At 45.5% G+C, this 17,915-nt stretch carries 19 protein-coding genes and 1 other annotated feature; of the genes, 5 read left to right on the top strand and 14 right to left on the bottom strand.

Annotation, left to right across the window (positions count from 1 at the left end; translation table 11 throughout):
• Window positions 1–50: 50 nt before the first annotated feature.
• Genes dltD through CXL14_RS04690 form a run of 5 tightly spaced genes read right to left on the bottom strand, consistent with a single transcriptional unit; the run spans window position 51 to window position 4,337 of the window.
• The gene (gene dltD, locus CXL14_RS04670; protein WP_014419211.1) at window positions 51–1,229 is read right to left on the bottom strand and encodes a D-alanyl-lipoteichoic acid biosynthesis protein DltD; all 1,179 of its coding nucleotides are present in this window, start codon (window positions 1,227–1,229) and stop codon (window positions 51–53) included.
• Complete coding sequence (dltC, locus tag CXL14_RS04675) at window positions 1,230–1,466, bottom strand: D-alanine--poly(phosphoribitol) ligase subunit 2 (RefSeq protein WP_003150875.1); 237 nt, start codon at window positions 1,464–1,466, stop codon at window positions 1,230–1,232.
• Between the two features lie 16 nt (window positions 1,467–1,482).
• The gene (dltB, locus tag CXL14_RS04680; RefSeq protein WP_012118762.1) at window positions 1,483–2,664 is read right to left on the bottom strand and encodes a D-alanyl-lipoteichoic acid biosynthesis protein DltB; all 1,182 of its coding nucleotides are present in this window, start codon (window positions 2,662–2,664) and stop codon (window positions 1,483–1,485) included.
• Entirely contained in the window at window positions 2,661–4,172 is a 1,512-nt protein-coding gene (gene dltA, locus CXL14_RS04685; RefSeq protein ID WP_021494731.1) for a D-alanine--poly(phosphoribitol) ligase subunit DltA, read from the bottom strand. Before dltA ends, dltB begins: the two co-directional genes overlap by 4 nt.
• Window positions 4,173–4,187: 15 nt before the next feature.
• The gene (locus CXL14_RS04690; protein WP_003150882.1) at window positions 4,188–4,337 is read right to left on the bottom strand and encodes a teichoic acid D-Ala incorporation-associated protein DltX; all 150 of its coding nucleotides are present in this window, start codon (window positions 4,335–4,337) and stop codon (window positions 4,188–4,190) included.
• A gap of 443 nt (window positions 4,338–4,780) precedes the next feature.
• On the opposite strand from CXL14_RS04690, the gene CXL14_RS04705 reads away from it, so the two are divergent.
• Window positions 4,781–5,716, top strand: a complete 936-nt coding sequence (locus tag CXL14_RS04705) for a 1,4-dihydroxy-2-naphthoate polyprenyltransferase (protein WP_014419209.1) — start codon at window positions 4,781–4,783, stop codon at window positions 5,714–5,716.
• 131 nt (window positions 5,717–5,847) lie between these two features.
• Window positions 5,848–6,480: a GTP pyrophosphokinase YwaC gene (locus CXL14_RS04710; RefSeq protein ID WP_007407732.1), complete on the top strand. Its 633-nt coding sequence runs from the start codon at window positions 5,848–5,850 to the stop codon at window positions 6,478–6,480.
• A gap of 56 nt (window positions 6,481–6,536) precedes the next feature.
• Here CXL14_RS04710 and tyrS read toward each other — a convergent pair whose 3' ends face one another.
• Window positions 6,537–7,781, bottom strand: coding sequence for a tyrosine--tRNA ligase (gene tyrS / locus CXL14_RS04715; RefSeq protein ID WP_088056380.1), 1,245 nt, complete (start codon window positions 7,779–7,781; stop codon window positions 6,537–6,539).
• Between the two features lie 45 nt (window positions 7,782–7,826).
• Window positions 7,827–8,038: a binding site (T-box leader), on the bottom strand.
• Window positions 8,035–8,532: a MarR family winged helix-turn-helix transcriptional regulator gene (locus tag CXL14_RS04720; RefSeq protein ID WP_014419207.1), complete on the bottom strand. Its 498-nt coding sequence runs from the start codon at window positions 8,530–8,532 to the stop codon at window positions 8,035–8,037. It overlaps the preceding feature by 4 nt.
• A gap of 178 nt (window positions 8,533–8,710) precedes the next feature.
• Between CXL14_RS04720 and CXL14_RS04725 the strand changes: the two genes are divergently transcribed.
• Window positions 8,711–9,571: a glycosyltransferase family 8 protein gene (locus CXL14_RS04725; protein WP_007407730.1), complete on the top strand. Its 861-nt coding sequence runs from the start codon at window positions 8,711–8,713 to the stop codon at window positions 9,569–9,571.
• 57 nt (window positions 9,572–9,628) lie between these two features.
• Here CXL14_RS04725 and CXL14_RS04730 read toward each other — a convergent pair whose 3' ends face one another.
• On the bottom strand, window positions 9,629–11,374 hold the full coding sequence (locus CXL14_RS04730; RefSeq protein WP_014419205.1) for a S8 family peptidase: 1,746 nt from the start codon (window positions 11,372–11,374) through the stop codon (window positions 9,629–9,631).
• Between the two features lie 162 nt (window positions 11,375–11,536).
• Between CXL14_RS04730 and celB the strand changes: the two genes are divergently transcribed.
• Window positions 11,537–12,871 carry a PTS cellobiose transporter subunit IIC gene (celB, locus tag CXL14_RS04735; RefSeq protein WP_007407728.1) on the top strand — a complete coding sequence of 445 codons (1,335 nt, stop codon included), beginning with the start codon at window positions 11,537–11,539 and terminating at the stop codon, window positions 12,869–12,871.
• 27 nt (window positions 12,872–12,898) lie between these two features.
• Here the strand turns inward: celB and CXL14_RS04740 are convergent, their stop codons facing one another.
• Entirely contained in the window at window positions 12,899–13,282 is a 384-nt protein-coding gene (locus tag CXL14_RS04740) for a glyoxalase GlxA (protein ID WP_003150894.1), read from the bottom strand.
• 94 nt (window positions 13,283–13,376) lie between these two features.
• On the opposite strand from CXL14_RS04740, the gene CXL14_RS04745 reads away from it, so the two are divergent.
• Window positions 13,377–14,564 (top strand): class I SAM-dependent rRNA methyltransferase, encoded by a 1,188-nt coding sequence (locus CXL14_RS04745; protein WP_101287705.1) that lies wholly within the window; start codon window positions 13,377–13,379, stop codon window positions 14,562–14,564.
• 81 nt (window positions 14,565–14,645) lie between these two features.
• Here the strand turns inward: CXL14_RS04745 and CXL14_RS04750 are convergent, their stop codons facing one another.
• From CXL14_RS04750 to CXL14_RS04770, 5 genes are all read right to left on the bottom strand, one after another.
• Window positions 14,646–15,548 carry a DUF2268 domain-containing putative Zn-dependent protease gene (locus CXL14_RS04750; protein ID WP_088056382.1) on the bottom strand — a complete coding sequence of 301 codons (903 nt, stop codon included), beginning with the start codon at window positions 15,546–15,548 and terminating at the stop codon, window positions 14,646–14,648.
• Window positions 15,535–16,296, bottom strand: a complete 762-nt coding sequence (locus CXL14_RS04755; RefSeq protein WP_029972922.1) for a MerR family transcriptional regulator — start codon at window positions 16,294–16,296, stop codon at window positions 15,535–15,537. The genes CXL14_RS04750 and CXL14_RS04755 overlap by 14 nt, the downstream gene beginning before the upstream one ends.
• 155 nt (window positions 16,297–16,451) lie before the next feature.
• The gene (locus CXL14_RS04760; RefSeq protein WP_003150901.1) at window positions 16,452–16,646 is read right to left on the bottom strand and encodes a YwbE family protein; all 195 of its coding nucleotides are present in this window, start codon (window positions 16,644–16,646) and stop codon (window positions 16,452–16,454) included.
• A gap of 129 nt (window positions 16,647–16,775) precedes the next feature.
• Window positions 16,776–17,456, bottom strand: coding sequence for a CidB/LrgB family autolysis modulator (locus CXL14_RS04765; protein ID WP_007407726.1), 681 nt, complete (start codon window positions 17,454–17,456; stop codon window positions 16,776–16,778).
• Entirely contained in the window at window positions 17,438–17,824 is a 387-nt protein-coding gene (locus CXL14_RS04770; protein ID WP_007407725.1) for a CidA/LrgA family holin-like protein, read from the bottom strand. Before CXL14_RS04770 ends, CXL14_RS04765 begins: the two co-directional genes overlap by 19 nt.
• Window positions 17,825–17,915 lie beyond the last annotated feature (91 nt).

The following is a 17,915-nucleotide window of genomic DNA, read 5'->3' on the forward strand; positions in this document are numbered from 1 at the left end:
AGAGAATGCCCCCTGCGTGTTCGTTTTTACGTATTCTGTCATCACCGTGCTCAGTGAACCGTCACCTTGCCGGTTTTGTAAAACTGCTCCATTGCTTTATCGACGTACACCCAGCCCTTCCAGGCGATATGGATGGTGTCTTTCATAAAGTACGGATCATATTCGTGCCCGGATAAGTCGGCAACCTGAAAGCCCTTCGCTTTAATTTGCTTAGTGACTTTTTTGTAGTAATCAGTCCGGCCTTTTTTCGGGAAGCCGGTGTAGTCATACCATTTTCCGTTGACCGGAATAACCACGAACATCGGTTCAGCGCCGGCATCTTTCAGAATGTCCAGCATATCCTCAAAGTCGTGATATTCGACTGATTTGGCGTACGTTCTTCCTTTGTTGATCCCTTTCACTCTCTTTACTTTCTTCTTAATCTTTTTATAAGAAGCGTCATCGATATAGAAAGGATTGGACTTGGAGCTCCGTTCTCCTAATTGAGCGGCGGCTGTTTTTAACTCTGACCACGATTTCCCTTTCAGGTTTTCAGAGATCGTCCGTTCAGGGCCCTCGGTTTCTCCCATTGAATAATAAAGATCTTTTTTCTCAAGCAGAGAATAATAAGCTTTGGCAGCCGGCATGACCGCTTTCACTTTCCATGATTGTCCGTTGACCATTCCCTTGTACAATTCAGAAAGGACGGCATCATGCTGAACGACTTTAAAACGGAGCATGCGCTTCATCATGTTCTTTTTGACCGCGGGATCAATCTGGTTATTAAATGCTAAATCCAATGCCTGAAGTGATGAAAAATTCGGCGCAAAGTGCTGTTCATCAGAACCTTTTTTGATAAACCATTGCGGAGAAACAATGAATACCAGCTTTTTGCCTTTCAGCTGCTGATAATGCGCCGCAAAGTTTACGGCGTGTATCAAGGATTGGTCCCCGCCTTTTCCGACAAGATAAGGCGTAAAGCCTTGGTTGTTCACTTGGAAATAGTTGGACGGATGAAACTCATCCAGTCTTGAAAGCTCGGAAGAACCGAAAATCGGCAGATACTTCGAGTCTTCGAACATTTTATTTTGCAGATAGAGCCCCTGGAACATATTCGGATTTAAGGCTGCCGCCGACTCTTCGACACGTTTTTCAGGAATGAAGCGCGTAAGCCATGAAGCCGGAACTGCGATAGCTCCGACAAACAGGACGAACGCTAAAATAATTGGTCCAAAGAAACGCTTTTTCATTTACTTCAACTCAGTCAGTTTGTTTACAATGTTGTTTGGCGTATTCCACTCGTCACGGTCAAATTCAGTGATCGGCACTGTAATGCCGAAGCGGTTTTCGATGGCGACAAGCAGCTCTACAGTTCCGAAAGAATCAAGCAGTCCTTCTTCAAAGATTTCAATATCAGGATTTTCTTTCACAGCGTCCTCCTGACAAACTTCAGCTAATACGTCTAATACTTCCTGTTTAAATTCCATGTGTTTTCAATCTCCTTTAGTGATGAAATGGTTTTCCTGAGAAAATATAAAATCCGAAACATACGAAATGGAATGTGATGACGATGGCTAAAAAGGCCGTAAAACGATTGGCGGGCAGCCACTTGTATTTCTTATTCCATTTCTCAAAAAAGTTATACCCGGTCATTAATACGGCGTGGTACAGGCCGTATACAATATATTGCAGGGCGAGTCCGTGCCAGACGCCCATCAGCATGAACAGCAGGAAATACCCGATGTTCGAGACGGCCATCCGGTTCTTTATCCATTTTTTCTTTGTCATCCAGAAAACAAAGCGCATAAATACGTAGTCTCTGAACCAGAAGGATAAGGACATGTGCCAGCGGTTCCAGAAGTCTTTAATGTTTTTGCTGATAAACGGCTTATTAAAGTTTTCCGGAGATTTGATGCCCATGATATAGCTTACACCGACGGCAAACATCGTGTAACCCGCAAAATCAAAAAACAGGTACAAGCTGTATCCGTACATGTACAGCACATTACCCCACAGTTTGCTGTGGGTGATATGGGACAGATTCATAATGAAATACGTGTTAATCGCATATCCGATAATGAATTTGTATAAGAAACCGATAAAAATTTTATGAATGCCGGTATACAGTAAATCAGCGTATTCTCCCTTTGTCCATACTTTCTGTTCGTCCTTGGCAAATCTGCGGTATCTGTCGATCGGACCGGAAGAAATGGTCGGGAAAAACATAATAAAGTACAAAAGGCGGTGAAGCGGCATTTTTTCTTTAATCAGCCCGTCTCTCGTTTCCATGATCAGCTGGACGCCTTTAAATGTCAAATAAGAAATTCCTAAGAAACTGATCAGGTTATGAACCGGGTGATGAGGCGCCGGCGGAAAGAAAAACGGCCATAATTTAGATAAAAACAGGGGTAAAATGGACGCGATCACGGCCATACTGAAGACAAAGCCGCTGTTGGCTTTCAGTCTGTAAGCGAGATAACCCCTGATTAAAAGCACCTGCCACAGCGTAAAGATACATAGTGCGATCACGCCGTGCAGATCATGCGCGAAAATCAAAGCCAATACGATGATGGATATAAACATGTTGTATCCTTGGAATCTCTTGCCGTTCAGCCCTAAAATAATCGTCGGCAAAAGAAGGATTCCAAGTAAGATAAAGAAGAAAAACGAGCTGTAAGGCGTCATACAAGAACCTCTTCGCCAATGCGTTTACGGTCGATTTTTCCGTTCGCAGTCATTTGGATGTGATCCTGATAAATGAATTTTCTCGGAATCATGTAGGCCGGAAGCGAAGCGGCCAGTTCTTTCTTAATGGCGCTTGTCAGCTGGAATTCTTTTTCAAAATCATGTTTTTCAGGCACGATGGCGGCAATTAAATATTCGACAGGTCCGTTAGGCTGATACGGGATGACAACCGCCGTGCGCACATATTGAGACTGCCTTACATGTACTTCGATTTCCTCCAGCTCCATGCGGTAGCCGTGAAGCTTAATCTGGAAATCAAGGCGTCCTTGGCAGAAAATCTGACCATCCTGAACATAACCGGCATCACCCGTGTGATATGCCCACTGGCCGTCGATCGGGAAAAACGCTTTTTCCGTCAGAGAAGGCTCTCCGAGATAGCCTTTGCTCACGCTCGGGCCCGCGATGATGATTTCCCCTTTTTCTCCGTCCGGAAGCTTATTCCCGTTTTCATCCATGATGAAGATATTCATATCGGGTTTTGCAAAACCGACGGGCAGAGATTCATGTTCATCGATGATCTGCTGCGTAATTTCAACGGAGGTGACGGCAACCGTTGTTTCAGTCGGGCCGTATGTATTGAATACGCGGGCCTTCGGAAAACGGTTTAACAGTTCCTGTGCCACGGCAGCCGGAAGCGCTTCTCCGCAAAACATAAATACTTCTGTCTCAGGCAGGAGCTCCTGCGTAAAGCCGGGGTCCATCAGACACATTTGGACGAAAGACGGCGTCGATGTCCAGACGTTCAGTTTGGATTTCTCCAGTTCTTCAAATAGTACTTTCGGTTTATTGATTTTGTCTTTCGTTACGCAATGCAGCGTACCTCCCGTTTGAAGCGAAGGGAAAATGTCCATGACAGATAAATCAAAAGAAAACGGCGCTTGGTTTAAGAATGTCTTACCATCGCCCACAGGAAAATCCCTGCAGATCCAGTCAGTGAAGCTTTGCAGGTTATCAGCCGATATCTGCACGCCCTTCGGATTTCCCGTGCTGCCGGACGTGTAAATAATGTAAAATGTGTCCAGCTCTTTTACCCAGTTCTCACGGCTGAGGTCTGCATCTCCGTCAGCTGCAAGCTCTTCGGGCGTAACGGTTTTAATCAGATTGCTTCCCGTATCGACTGCATCGCCCGATATGGTGATAAGCAGCTCTGCGCCTGAGCTTTCAATGATTTTGACGATCCGCTCCGCCGGAATGGAAACATCGACAGGGATGTAAGGGCGGCCCGCTTTGACGCTTCCTAAGAAAGAAACGATCATATTCGGCTCCATATGTCCGTAAACCAGGACAGGCGCTTTCGAACCGTCAGCTGTATGTTTTTGAATGCCGGACGCAACCCGCTCCGACAAATCCCATAATTCCCCGTAAGTGAGGGAATGATCTAAGGAACGAAACGCTTCGGCCTGCGGCTTGGCGTCTGCGTATGTTTTTATAGCATCAAGTAGTTTCATAGTTATCCTCCCCGATTAGAAATCGTTGTAAATATAAGTGCCGGTATTCGCTGTATGAAATCCATACATCCAAAAGAGCAATACTAATATCAGAAAATAAAAGCCCGTATGAAACGTCCATTTGATCAATGTATTTTCATAAGCACGTTTTAATTTTTGCATCATATTCAAAATTCCTTCCCCGCGTATTCAATAATTACACCAGTATATGACGATTAGATTAACAAAAAGTTTCAAAATATGTCTAATATCCTAAGCTTAAAATTTCCTTAAAAATGAATGAGAAACAAAAGGATGGAAAACACGCATGTATAAATTGGCAAATGATCATACTAAAAAGGCGCTGTTCAGGCGGGATTTTTAACTTATCGTAAATATAAACGAGGTAAAAAAATTTTGGCGGCTTTTTCTTACGCAGGCTTGTGCCGAACCCCAATGGAGAAGGGCGAAAAGCCGTTTCCGGCAGGATAGCCGATAAAGCGCCGCATCTTGTGAAATGAGGAAGAAATTATTATGATAGATAAGGTAGCAGAAAACGTGAAAACCCCAATTCAACACTACTGTTATCGGCTGACTGTGAAAGCCTTTTAATAGAAAGGAAGAGGAAAATGAATCAAAACAATATGGGGGGCAGCCAAAAGACGCCCGAGAAAGAAAGCATGGGCCGCATTTTGTGGCAGCTAACCCGCCCTCATACATTGACGGCATCGTTTGTGCCCGTACTTCTCGGCACCGTATTGGCGATGTTTTACGTAAAGGTTGATTTCCTGCTGTTTTTGGCCATGCTGTTTTCCTGCCTTTGGATTCAGATCGCCACGAACTTATTCAATGAATATTACGATTTTAAACGCGGTTTAGATACGGAGGATTCCGTCGGTATCGGCGGAGCGATCGTCCGCCACGGCATGAAGCCGAAAACAATTTTGCAGCTGGCGCTCGGCTCTTATGCGATTGCCCTCGTGCTCGGTGTTTATATCTGCATAAGCAGCAGCTGGTGGCTTGCGGTTATCGGCCTTGCCGGCATGCTGATCGGCTATCTGTATACGGGCGGCCCGCTGCCGATTGCGTATACACCGTTCGGGGAACTGTTCTCCGGCATTTGCATGGGCTCTGTATTTGTCCTTATTTCTTTCTTCATTCAGACAGGCAGAATTAATGAACAGAGCATTTTGATTTCCATCCCGATTGCCATCTTGGTCGGAGCGATTAACCTGTCCAACAATATCCGTGATATTGAGGAAGATAAAAAGGGCGGACGTAAAACGCTGGCCATTTTGATGGGGCATAGAGGAGCCGTCATGATACTGGCCGCATCTTTTGCCATCGCTTACATCTGGATCGTCGGTCTTGTCATCATGGGTTACACAAGCCCGTGGCTGTTCCTGGTCTTCCTGAGCGTGCCGAAACCCGTTCAGGCCGTGAAAGGCTTTGTGAAAAACGAAATGCCGATGAACATGATTATTGCGATGAAATCAACGGCGCAAACCAATACATTTTTCGGATTCCTGCTTTCAATCGGACTCCTGATCAGTTATTTCCGCTGATCAAATGAAAAGGCAAATGCCATAACCGGCATTTGCTTTTTTTTATGAAATAATCTTCATGATTTTGTAAAGAACCTGACTGAGGACTGACCCGTCTTATATACGGACAGCAAAGCAAGGAGATGAAAAAAATGGACTTGTCAACAGCCCATATGGATGATTTGAAAACGGTCATGGAAGATTGGAAAAATGAATTATTAGTTTATAAATTCGCTTTAGATGAGCTGGATACGAAGTTTTCGATCATCAGCCAGGAATATAATTTGATTCACGGGCATAACCCGATCGAGCATACAAAATCACGCGTAAAAAGTTTCGAGAGTATCGTCAATAAACTGATGCGCAAAGGCTGCGATGTGACGACGCAGGAAATGAAAGAGCATATTCATGATATTGCGGGTGTCAGGATTATCTGTTCCTTTATTTCCGATATTTATAATGTCGCTGAGGTTTTGAAGCAGCATAAGGACCTGAAGATCGTAAAGGTGAAGGATTATATCAAACATCCGAAGCCGAACGGCTACCGCAGCCTGCATTTGATTATTGAAATTCCCGTTTATTTGACGAATCGTGTGGAATATGTGAAGGCGGAAATTCAAATCCGCACCATCGCCATGGATTTTTGGGCGAGTCTTGAACATAAAATTTATTACAAATTAAATAACGAAGTCCCAAAGCATCTGACCGACGAGCTGAAGGAAGCAGCGGACATCGCCCATTATTTAGACGAAAAGATGCTTGGGATTAAGAAAGAAGTCGATTAAACGATTGACGCATCACAAACAGCCGGACCGCTTTTATGTGCAGTCCGGCTGTTTATTTATCCGTTTACGCGCAGCTGTACAAATTTTCGCTTGCCCACCTGAATCGTCATGCCGTCTTCTGCGGTAATGACGGTATGAAGGGCATCCGTTTTCTCCCCGTTCACTTTGACTCCGCCGTTTTGAATCATACGGCGTGCTTCGCTTTTTGAAGAAAAGAGTCCAATCGTGACGAGCAGCTCAATAAGGGGCACGGTCTTTTCTCCGTCCCATATGACGGTTTTCATATCTTCAGGCAGGCTGTTTTGCTGGAAGACACGTTTGAAATGCTGTTCTGCCGCATCCGCCGCTTTCCTGCCGTGGTACATTCTGACGATTGTACCCGCTAAGATCATTTTGGCATCTCTCGGATGAAGCTTTCCTGATTCCAAATCCTTCTCCATCTGTTTTTTCTCCGCAGGCTCTAAGTCTGTCGCTAAATGAATATATGTTTTCATCAGGCTGTCCGGCAATGACATCGTTTTGCCGTACATGTCGTTCGGATGCTCGTCAATACCGATGTAGTTGTTTTTTGATTTAGACATTTTTTCAACGCCGTCAAGACCCTCCAAAAGCGGCATGAGGATGACGACCTGCTTTTCTTTTTTGTAGCGTTCTTGGAAATGGCGGCCCATCAGCACGTTAAAATGCTGGTCCGTACCGCCGAGTTCGATATCGCTTTCGAGAACGACAGAATCGTAACCCTGCATCAGCGGGTAAAAGAATTCGTGAAGTGAGATCGGTTTTTGCATGGCGATGCGCTCCTCAAAGTCGTCGCGCTCCATCAGACGGGCGACAGTAATTTTCCCCGCTAATTCAATCACATCTTCCAGATTCAATGTCTTCAGCCATTTTGAGTTGCAGTGAAGTTCAACTTTGTCTTGATCCAGCACCTTGCCAAACTGTTCAAAGTAGGTTTTGGCATTGTGCTGGACTTCTTCATCAGTCAGCTGTTTTCTGGCTTGCGACTTCCCCGTCGGATCACCGATTTTTCCGGTAAAGTCCCCGATAACAAGCTGTATGATATGGCCGTTTTCTTGAAATTGGCGCAGTTTGTTTAACACGACGGTATGGCCCAAGTGGACGTCGGGTGCGGACGGATCAAGGCCGAGTTTAATATTCAGCGGCTTGCCGGATGTCACTGATTTGGCGATTTTATTTCTCAATTCTTCAGGCGGTATGACGTCCGCGGCGCCGGTCATGTACAAATCCAGCTGCCTTTGCACTTCTTTTTCCTGATCATTCGTTAAAGTGATTGATTCCATCTTTTACATCCTCCTTTTTTTAGCCAAACAAAAAAGCCGCATCCCAAAAGGGACGTGGCTGTATGCACGCGGTACCACCCTGATTGAAGACGACGTCTTCCGCTCATTCGAATAACGGTTTCCCGTTCTTTGCTACTGAAGTTCACAAAGAAAGCTCAGGGAGGTAATTCACGTTTGTCTTTGTGCCGGCTTGCACCATCCGCCGGCTCTCTGAAACAGGGAGACAATCCGTTACTGATTCCCGTCATAGCTGCTATGTTATGAAATTGTCAGCGATTTTTTGCAGCAGGGCGGACAGCGTTTTTTGTTCCTGTTTATCCAGACAGGCCGTCAGTTCAATTTCCCCCTGATGAAAGTCGGGGTAAAGGTCTTCAATAACCTTTCTGCCCTCATCGGTAATACTGACGAATACAAGCCTGCGGTCTCTTTTGTTCGTTTGTCTGCTGCATAAGCCCTTCTTCTCCAAAGTGTTCAGGACATTGCTCGCCGTCGCCGCGGTAATTCCGGATAGAGCGGCTATCCTTCTTGTATCAAGCGTTTCCCATTCACAAAGGTCATACAGGATGGAAAACGCCGTCCATGATAATTTGTGTGCCGACAGCACCTCTTTCTCCATTTTTACACGGAGCTGCTGGGCGGACCGATAGAGTGCAGCGGCAATATAGGCCGCCTCTTTGTTTCGGCCGGATAGATCGGAAAAAGGCCTGTTCGGCTTCTTATTGTCTGATCCGGCATCGTTGCGATTCGTCAATGGCGTCATGCTCCTTATTATTGTCAGAATCATTAGCTATGAAATGAATTTTAACAGAGAATGCAAAAGATATCAAATCGCAAACAGCACATTCCCGCAGAAAAAATGTGTAAGATCGAGGTTTACTTTTTAAAAAAAGGGAAAGACATTTGTACAACAAAAAGGGAGATGAATATCAGTGGGAAAGAATGAAACAATGCATATCGTATCATGTGCCGATGATCATTATGCTCGTCATTTGGGTGGGATGTTCGCTTCTTTATTGATGAATATGGATAAAACAAGGGATGCGAAATTATATGTGATCGACGGCGGAATTACTGCCGAAAACAAGGACAAGCTTGAACAGACCGCGATGTCATTCGGGACGCCGCTTGAATTTTTAGAAGTAGACGCTGATCAATACAAGCATGCAGTCGAAAGCAGCCACATTACAAAAGCGGCTTATTACCGCATTTCCATCCCTGATTTAATTAAGGATGAGTCCGTAAAGCGGATGATTTACATTGATTGCGATGCAATTGTGATGGAAGATATTTCGGTTTTATGGGACTTGGATATTTCCCCGGCAATAGTTGCGGCGGTAGAAGACGCCGGACAGCATGAAAGACTGAAAAAAATGAATATCAGCGACACTGCCAAGTATTTTAATTCCGGCATTATGATTATAGATTTCGAACCTTGGAGAAAACAAAATATTTCCGAAAAGGTGATTGATTTTATCAACGAAAACAGCTCGGAGGATTTTCTCGTGTTTCATGATCAGGACGCGCTTAACGCGATCTTATATGATCAATGGCATGAACTGCATCCGCGCTGGAACGCGCAGACGCATATTATCATGAATGAGAAAACGCCTCCTGAACTGATCGACCGTATCCGTTACAGAGAAACACGTGCCGAACCGGCCATCGTCCATTTCTGCGGCAGCGACAAGCCTTGGAATACAGGCACCTCGCACCCGTATCGTGATCATTATTTCCGATATATGTCCTTTACGAAATGGAACACGATTGACCGCCCGGCCATGAACCAATAGGCAGGTGTGATGAAAACGCTTGTGAAGCCGCTATCCGGCTCTCAAGCGTTTTTTTTATTATTTCACCCGAATCGCACGCACGCGTTTTTGCAGACTGGTCTTTTCGGCAGACGGCTTCAACCGGCTGACTGCCGTTTGCGCCGCTGATTTTGCTTTTTTCGTCTTGGTTTTTTCAGCCGCTTTTACTTTGTCTCTAGCCTGCTGCCGGTTGAGTTTATCTTTTATCCGGTCAAGCCGTTTTTCCAGAGCGGTTTTTTCTTTTCCCGGCTGGATTTCGCTGACTGCTTTTTGGGCTTTTGCGGTGCTGGCCTCAGAGGTCTTTTTTTCCGCCTGCTTGACGCTGGCCTCAGCTGTTTTCAAAAGGCTTGAGTTGACAGCGTTAAGCCGCTTTTGCAGCCCTTTTTTCTCTGAACCGGCCGGTAATTTGCGGATGGCGCTTTGTGCGGCATTGACGGCGGTTTTTTTCTTTTGTTTTTCGGCAGTCCGGACTTTGTCTCTTGCGTCCGTCACATTTCTTGCCGTCTGAACTTTATTGATCCGCGCCTCGAGAGCGGTTTTTCCCTTTGACTTGGACAGCTTGCTGACTGCCGTTTTTGCTTGATTGATATCTGCCTGTTTTTTCGTCTTTTCCGCTTTTATTACGGCCCGTTCGGCGAAACTCTTTTGCTTTACGTGATATTGCACCAGGCCGTACCCGAATCGGCTGTCACGTCCGGGAGCGCCCAGATCTTTGATGTTTTGCTGCATCTGCTGCCGGAGCTGTGTATTTGTTTCCTCGGGATATTTCTGCCTGAGCAGCGCGAACATGCCGGTGACGTGCGGCGCGGCTTGAGATGTGCCGTCAGCCGCGGCGTACATTTGATTCAGATACGTGCTCGTAATATTGGTGCCGGGTGCGGCAAATTCAATTTGTTTTCCGGTCGTGGAAAAAGCCGCGAGCCCGTTTTTTTCAGTTGACGCTGAGACTGCCGTTACGCTGCTGTAGGCGCCCGGATAATTGACGGGTTTTTTGTTGCCGTTGTTTCCTGCGGCGGCTACGATCACGATTCCTTTTTTGTATGCTTTGTCTACGGCGTCGTGAAGAATTTTGCTGTCTGCGTTAGTTCCGAGGCTCATATTGATGATGTCCATTTTGTTGGCGATCGACCAGTCGATCGCTTTAAGAAGGCTTTTAAGATCCCCTGCACCCTTTCTGTCTAATGCTTTAACCGCATATAACCGGACATCCGGCGCGATGCCGTCAATGCCGTATCCGTCATGTTTGGCCGCAATGATTCCGGCGACATGCGTCCCGTGTCCGTTGTCATCCTTGTATGAGGAAGTATAGCTGACTGCGGAATAGCCTCCGGCAATGGAAAGGTCATCATGAGGGTAAATGCCGCTGTCAATGACAGCCACTTTCACTTTTTTTCCCGTCAAGCCTTCTTTCCACGCCTGCTTGACCTGAGTCGGTTCTATATCCCATTGCGGCAGCGCGTAACTGCTGCTTTGGGACGCTGATAACGGGCGGATATCAGAACCGCCTGCTGCCTGAAAGGATACATTGTCTTCTACATATAAGATGTCAGGGTCCTGTTTCAGGTCTTTCACCGTTTGTGAATCGGCTGACACGGCGACTGCCGGGAGATGCTGATAAGTCTGTTCCACATCCGCTCCGCTGTCTATGGCGGATTCCTTGCCGTTTTGATTTTTGTACACCACGATAACGTCCCGGTCGTGCGTCTCGGCGTGCGCGGGCGCCGCGGCGGAGAACAGGCCGACACACAAGGCCGCGGCCATTATCGGTTTCAGGGTGTGATACATTGCAATTCCCCCTTTTTCTTTATATATCGGCAGTGCGGAATTCTTTTTTTCCTAAGGGATAAGGAAAATTTCTGTATGCAAATGTAAGCGTTTCCAAAATATGATGGAGAAAATGCTTTAAGACATCTGCGCAATGAACTCAAAAAGGGGGTTTTTGAATAAATGAGTACGTTCAATCGGGTCATGGAAGAAAAAATCATGCCTGTCGCCGGAAAAGTCGCCGGTCAAAGGCACTTAAGAGCTTTACGGGACGGCATTATTTTGACAATGCCGCTTATCATCATCGGATCGGTTTTTCTGATTCTGACGAGTCTTCCGATTCCCGGTTATGCCGACTTTATGGCTGGTCTTTTCGGTGAAAATTGGGTTGAAAAGCTCGGGTATCCCGTGAATGCGTCCTTTGACATTATGGCGCTTGTCGCCGCCTTTGGGATTGCTTACCGGCTTGCGGAAAGCTATGAGGTGGATGCCCTGTCGTCGGGAGCCATTGCCCTTGCCGCCTTTTTATTGGCGACGCCGTATCAGATTCCGTTTATTCCTGACGGCTCGGCAACAGAGATTATGGTGGGAGGCGGTATTCCGATTTCGCTGCTCGGAAGCAAAGGTCTGTTTGTCGCGATGATCATTGCAATGCTGTCTACGGAAGTGTACCGGTTTATCATACAAAGAAATATCGTTATTAAGATGCCTGACGGAGTGCCGCCTGCGGTCAGCAAATCGTTCGTTGCGCTCATCCCCGGTTTCATTATTATTACGCTTGTATGGCTGGCCCGTCTGTTTATTGAAATAACTCCTTTTAAAAGCCTCCACAATGTCGTAGGCGATCTGCTGGGCACCCCGCTGTCTATTTTGGGCGGGAGTCTCGGCGGAAGTCTTATCGCCGAATTCGTGCAAATGCTGCTTTGGTCGTGCGGCATACACGGCGCGTCCATTATCGGCGGCGTCATGTCGCCGATCTGGTACGGGGCGATGGACGCCAACCGTTTGGCTTTTCAGGCGGGAGAAGCGCTGCCGAGCATTTTTACGACACAGTTCTTTCAAATATGGATTAATGTCGGCGGAAGCGGAGCGACGCTTGCCCTTGTGCTGACCATGCTTGTGCGCTCCAGAAGCAAACAGATGAAACAGCTCGGCCGTCTCGGCATCGGGCCCGCGATTTTTAACATTAACGAACCGATTATTTTCGGGATGCCGCTCGTCATGAATCCGCTGTTAATCGTGCCTTTTATCATCGCACCGCTCTTGACCATTACGGCGACGTACATCGGGATGAGCACGGGAATGGTGGCAAAACCGGCGGGAATCGCCGTGCCGTGGACGATGCCGCCGCTGATATCCGGTTATTTGGCGACGGGCGGGAAAATCTCCGGTTCGGTCATGCAGCTGATCAATCTCCTGATTACATTTATCATCTATTATCCGTTTTTCCGAATTTGGGATCTTCAAAAATGGAGAGAGGAACGGGCGGCGGAACAAAACGTCACAGAAGAAACATAAAAAAACGGGCGCTTTCGCCCGTTTTTTTTAACGCTGGAAAAATTCGATCCATTCGCCGTCAGGTCCTTCAATGTAAAAGTAGCGGTACCCGTTCGGAAGCGTCGTGATTTCTTCATCAATGAATACGGCGCCCTGACGCTTTGCATGTGTGAACTCCGCCGCAATATCTTCAGTTAATAAAGCGACATGGTGAACTTTTCCTTCTGCGGGAAGCTCGCTGCTGTAGCCCTGGATCAGCTCAATTTCTGTCTCCGGCCCTTCTTGAAAGCCGAGAAAGGCAAGTTCAATAATGCCGTTCGTATGAGTGATACGATCCTTTAACTGCATACCGAGAACGTCTTGGTAAAAGGCGATGGATGTTTCAATATCTTTGACCATAATGCCTGTATGGTCGATTCTTTTGGCTGTCATGGTTTTCCCCCTGTTTTGAATTTTTCGGGACAATGCGGTGTTGATCATGTTTTATGGTACGATAAGAGAAAGCAAAACGAAAGAGGAATGCACAATGAAGCTACTTACAGTGAAAGATACATTTGCCGGAAAGCTGAAAAAAGGATTCCCCCTGATTGAAAAAGACGCTCTGTCCGGAAGCTCGGCTCATTTAACAGAGGGCGATCTTTTTGATGTGACATCCGAGAAGGGTGAGTTTATCGGAAAAGGCTATTACGGTTTGCAGAATAAAGGAGTCGGCTGGGTGCTGTCCCGCGCGAGAGATGAACGGATCGACGGACGTTTCTTTCTGGACAAGCTGAAAAAAGCGGCTGAAGCAAGAGCCCATCTGTTTAAGGCGCCCGATACGACGGCGTTCCGGCTTTTCAACGGTGAGGGCGACGGCATCGGCGGCGTCACGATTGACTTTTATGACGGTTATCTGCTGATTCAATGGTACAGTAAAGGCATTTACGCTTATAAGGACAGCATGATGGAGGCGATTGACGGCCTGGAGCTTTCTTATAAAGCGATCTATGAAAAGAAACGATTCGATACGGCCGGGCAATACGTGGAAGACGACGATTTTGTCAAAGGCGAAAGAGGAGATTTTCCGGTCATTGTTCAAGAAAACGGCATACGGTACGCGGTGGATTTAAACGATGGGGCGATGACGGGCATTTTCTTAGACCAGCGTCATGTGCGCAAAGCGATTCGGGATAAGTATGCAAACGGCAGACGGGTGCTGAATACGTTCTCTTATACGGGGGCATTTTCCGTTGCGGCGGCGCTTGGCAGAGCTGAGAAAACGACCAGCGTCGATGTCGCCAACCGCAGTCTCGCAAAAACGATTGAACAGTTCAGCGCCAACGGAATTGATTATGAGGCGCATGACATTAAGGTCATGGATGTTTTCAAATACTTCGGCTATGCGGCAAAAAAAGGGCTGGAGTTTGACCTCATCATCCTTGATCCGCCTTCTTTCGCCCGCACAAAAAAACGGACGTTCAGCGCGGCGAAAGATTATAAAAACCTGCTGAAGGAAACGATCGCCATCACTGCAAAAAGCGGCATCATCATCGCTTCGACAAACAGCAGCGCCTTCAATATGAAGAAATTTAAAGGCTTTATAGAGACCGCCTTTAAAGAAACAAATGAGCGTTACGACATTTTGGAAGAATATACGCTTCCGGAAGATTTCAAAACGATTCCCGCGTTTAAAGAAGGGAATTATTTGAAGGTTGTTTTCTTGCGGAAAAAATAGGATGATCATTTATAGCGTGGAAAGAGGGGAAAAGAAAACCCTCTTCCATCGCTTTAATACGGGATAAAATAATCTTCATTCTTAAAGAAACAACCCGCTATTTCTTAGTATCTCATCTGTGCCAAGTAAAGTGGCCTCACTAATGCCCACATTGTTGGCTTTCATGAAGGATTGCACCGCTTGGTAGCCAACCGCATAACCGGCAAACGGTGATAAGCCGACAGGCTGATAACCTTGTTCGGCTGCAAAGGTGTCACCAAACATGTAACTGCTGACCTCAGCAAACCCTTTCACATTTAATGAGTCTTTGATGATTTCTTTTGAGTATTCTAAGTCTTCTTTTTCAAAAGAAGTAACCCAGGGACCTAACAGAGCTTCTCCGTAAAGTTCTTTGGCAAACGATTCTGCCAGCCCCTCTATAATTAAGTAATCCCCAACCGTTACGTTCCCATAATCCCAATTGAAATACGAAAAACGAATATTATGATGAAATTCATGTGCGATTACAGCAGGCAGTCTCGGTATGTTATATGAATTGGGGAATATTGAAACTTGAATAAATCCCGGAATTCCTCCGAATCCACAATACCCTCTATGTAACTCAAGCTTTTTTTGATTGGCCAAATACATCCCAAACCTTATTTCATCAGCATTTATTTTTAAGCGGTTTTGTTTGATAAATTCTACACAATGAGTTAAAGTATCATATGCAATTTGGAGAGCTTGAATTTCTTTTAGATTCTCTAATGCTTTTCTTCCGGTTTCCGTATCAAATATGCTCAGATAGCCCAGCATATTTGCAGCCATGATTACATCATATCCGTTAGGCTGCTTTGCCTTTAAGGGAACATTCATCTTTTTCCACATATCTTCAAAAGGTTTCATCATTGAATACCGATAATAATCTTCTCTATTTTCAATCATTGAAAATAACGTTTCGTATTGCCCAATTGTATCCTCGATAATGATTTTAATGGGTACCACCCTTTTTTTGGTTATCTATATAAATTGTAATGGCATCACTCATGAGCTTCGCCAACCCTTCACCATACCGGTCGATGTTCTTAGTGAAGCGTTTATCTTCAATATAGAGTTGACCTAATCCGTAAAAGGCATCAAAAGAATATTCACCAAAATTTTCATTGAGAAAATCAAACCACTCTTTGATAGCTGTTTGTACGTCTGGGGACTTGGGAGATTGGTTAATAAGGAGTGCAAATTTATTGAACATTGCAGTCCACTTATCAGATAAATCTTTTTGCTCACCATCAGTCATGTTTTTCAATCTAATATTTACCTTATCGACAGGTTGATCACCCCACCGTTTGCGAGCTTCTTGTTCATAAAGATTATGATTGAAGTTCATTCCCTCAAACCGCTCTTTGTTCGTCATGCAAATCTCTCCCATCATATGTTTGATTGATTTATCGATGGTTTCAATCATCTTATCGACTCTATTCCGTTTCTCAATCAACATTTTCTTTTGTAAAAGTAATGCCTCCCTTCGGTTAAATGAAGGACTATTAATGATTTCTTTAATCTCTTTTAAGGAGAAATCGAGCTCCTTGAAAAATAGTATCTGCTGCAGCTGTTCAAGATTCTCTTCAGAATAAAGCCGATAACCGGAATCGGTCGTTTCCTGAGGAGTCAATAATCCAATTTGATCGTAATGATGGAGAGTCCGTATGCTTACTCCAATCAGTTCAGCTACTTCTTTTACTTTCATACCCATCACGTTTGCCGCCTCCTTAATGGCTACTCTAAAGTATTACGCAGCGTAAGAGTCAATAGTTGGTTAAAGATTTTTTGTATATAAAGGGAGAACATATGAGGATTTCATTGCTGAAATTAAAGAAAAAAAGCCGGGCGTGAAGCTCCGGCTTTTTTCTATTCAATAATGTGCTGCACCCGGCCGATTCGCCCGTCTTCAAGGCGGACCTTAATGCCGCGCGGGTGGAAGCTTGAGTTCGTCAAAATATCCTTCACGATTCCTCTTGTCAGCTTTCCTGAACGCTGATCGGCTTTCAGGACGATATCGACTTCAAGTCCTTTTCTGATGCTGCTTCGCTGCTGGCCGTTCATATGACACATCCGTTCTTCAGTCTTTTCACTTCATATCTTATCATATCGTGTTTTCGTCTTTTTATGAAGGACAGACAAATCAATCCTTCATAGCAAATAAAAAAAGACCGCTCTGTAAGGAGCAGTCTTTTATGACATAAACGAAAGCAAAATCGGGGCCGCGCACAGTGTCATAATCGCGGCGAGAATCATGGACACGCTTGAGATCGTTCCTGATACGGAGCTGAGCTCAAATGCTTTAGATGTTCCCGCTCCGTGCGCGCTGGTTCCGAGCAGCACGCCCCGGGCAATTTCGTTATCAATGCGGAAATAGCGGATGACCATCGGCCCGATGATCGTTCCCAATAAAGCCGTTAAAATGACGAAAACCGCTGTAACGGCCGGCATCCCGCCGATCATTTCTGAAACGTTCATGGCAATCGGCGTCGTCACGGATCGCGGCACGAGACTGTCGACTAAGCTGCTGCCGAGATGGAACCATTTGGCGATAAAGGCCGTTGACAGAATGGCGATACATGAACCGACCGCTACGTTCAAAATAATTTCCACGGCGTATTTCTTTAAAATCGGGAAATATTTATAAAGCGGGATGGCGAACGCCACTGTTGCCGGCTGAAGCATATCGGTCAGCAGTCCGCCGCCGAGATTGTATGTCTGATACGGGACATTGACAAGAAGCAGCAGTACGACTAAAACAGCGGGCGTAATCAGAAGCGGCGACGTATACACCCGCGGAAAACGAGTGTAAAGTTTTTTCGCGCCCAAATATACTAAGACAGTTAAGAATAAACTTATGATTCCGATGAACACGTTTGTTTTTTCTCCTTTCTTTTTGCTATCAGCTGTGTAAGCGTACCTGTTGAAACCATCACGACAAATGTGCTGATGACGACGACAAGTAAAATGCTTACGCCGAATTTAGACATAATATCTCCGTATTCAATCACTCCGACGGCAGACGGGATGAAAAACAGCAGCAGCTCACCGAGGAGCCATGCTGCGCCAAGCTCAATCCATTCAAGTTTGATAATCTTGAAATGCAATAATGTGAAAAGAATCACAATCCCGATTATACTGCCGGGAATATTTATATGAAGAGCCGCCGTGACCCAATTGATCAGACGCGCAAATATAAACAGCAGAGCGATTTGAATAACGGTAAGCAACAATTTTTTCATAATGATGCCTCCCTTATATTTATATTGTACAGAAGGTTTTGCTATAGGTAAAATACATATAAAGAATAATGTGTATTCCTTTTGTCTATAG

Source organism: Bacillus sp. SJ-10, assembly GCF_002843505.1.
GTDB lineage: Bacteria > Bacillota > Bacilli > Bacillales > Bacillaceae > Bacillus > Bacillus velezensis.

What these genes read in the sequence shown, in the direction of transcription:
- celB (WP_007407728.1), top strand. Translation starts at nt 11,537, where the DNA reads ATGAGTACGTTCAATCGGGTCATGGAAGAAAAAATCATGCCTGTCGCC.
- dltD (WP_014419211.1), bottom strand. Translation starts at nt 1,229, where the DNA reads ATGAAAAAGCGTTTCTTTGGACCAATTATTTTAGCGTTCGTCCTGTTT.
- CXL14_RS04755 (WP_029972922.1), bottom strand. Translation starts at nt 16,296, where the DNA reads ATGGGTATGAAAGTAAAAGAAGTAGCTGAACTGATTGGAGTAAGCATA.
- CXL14_RS04705 (WP_014419209.1), top strand. Translation starts at nt 4,781, where the DNA reads ATGAATCAAAACAATATGGGGGGCAGCCAAAAGACGCCCGAGAAAGAA.
- tyrS (WP_088056380.1), bottom strand. Translation starts at nt 7,781, where the DNA reads ATGGAATCAATCACTTTAACGAATGATCAGGAAAAAGAAGTGCAAAGG.
- CXL14_RS04730 (WP_014419205.1), bottom strand. Translation starts at nt 11,374, where the DNA reads ATGTATCACACCCTGAAACCGATAATGGCCGCGGCCTTGTGTGTCGGC.
- dltA (WP_021494731.1), bottom strand. Translation starts at nt 4,172, where the DNA reads ATGAAACTACTTGATGCTATAAAAACATACGCAGACGCCAAGCCGCAG.
- CXL14_RS04710 (WP_007407732.1), top strand. Translation starts at nt 5,848, where the DNA reads ATGGACTTGTCAACAGCCCATATGGATGATTTGAAAACGGTCATGGAA.
- dltB (WP_012118762.1), bottom strand. Translation starts at nt 2,664, where the DNA reads ATGACGCCTTACAGCTCGTTTTTCTTCTTTATCTTACTTGGAATCCTT.
- CXL14_RS04740 (WP_003150894.1), bottom strand. Translation starts at nt 13,282, where the DNA reads ATGACAGCCAAAAGAATCGACCATACAGGCATTATGGTCAAAGATATT.
- CXL14_RS04770 (WP_007407725.1), bottom strand. Translation starts at nt 17,824, where the DNA reads ATGAAAAAATTGTTGCTTACCGTTATTCAAATCGCTCTGCTGTTTATA.
- dltC (WP_003150875.1), bottom strand. Translation starts at nt 1,466, where the DNA reads ATGGAATTTAAACAGGAAGTATTAGACGTATTAGCTGAAGTTTGTCAG.
- CXL14_RS04690 (WP_003150882.1), bottom strand. Translation starts at nt 4,337, where the DNA reads ATGATGCAAAAATTAAAACGTGCTTATGAAAATACATTGATCAAATGG.
- CXL14_RS04745 (WP_101287705.1), top strand. Translation starts at nt 13,377, where the DNA reads ATGAAGCTACTTACAGTGAAAGATACATTTGCCGGAAAGCTGAAAAAA.
- CXL14_RS04760 (WP_003150901.1), bottom strand. Translation starts at nt 16,646, where the DNA reads ATGAACGGCCAGCAGCGAAGCAGCATCAGAAAAGGACTTGAAGTCGAT.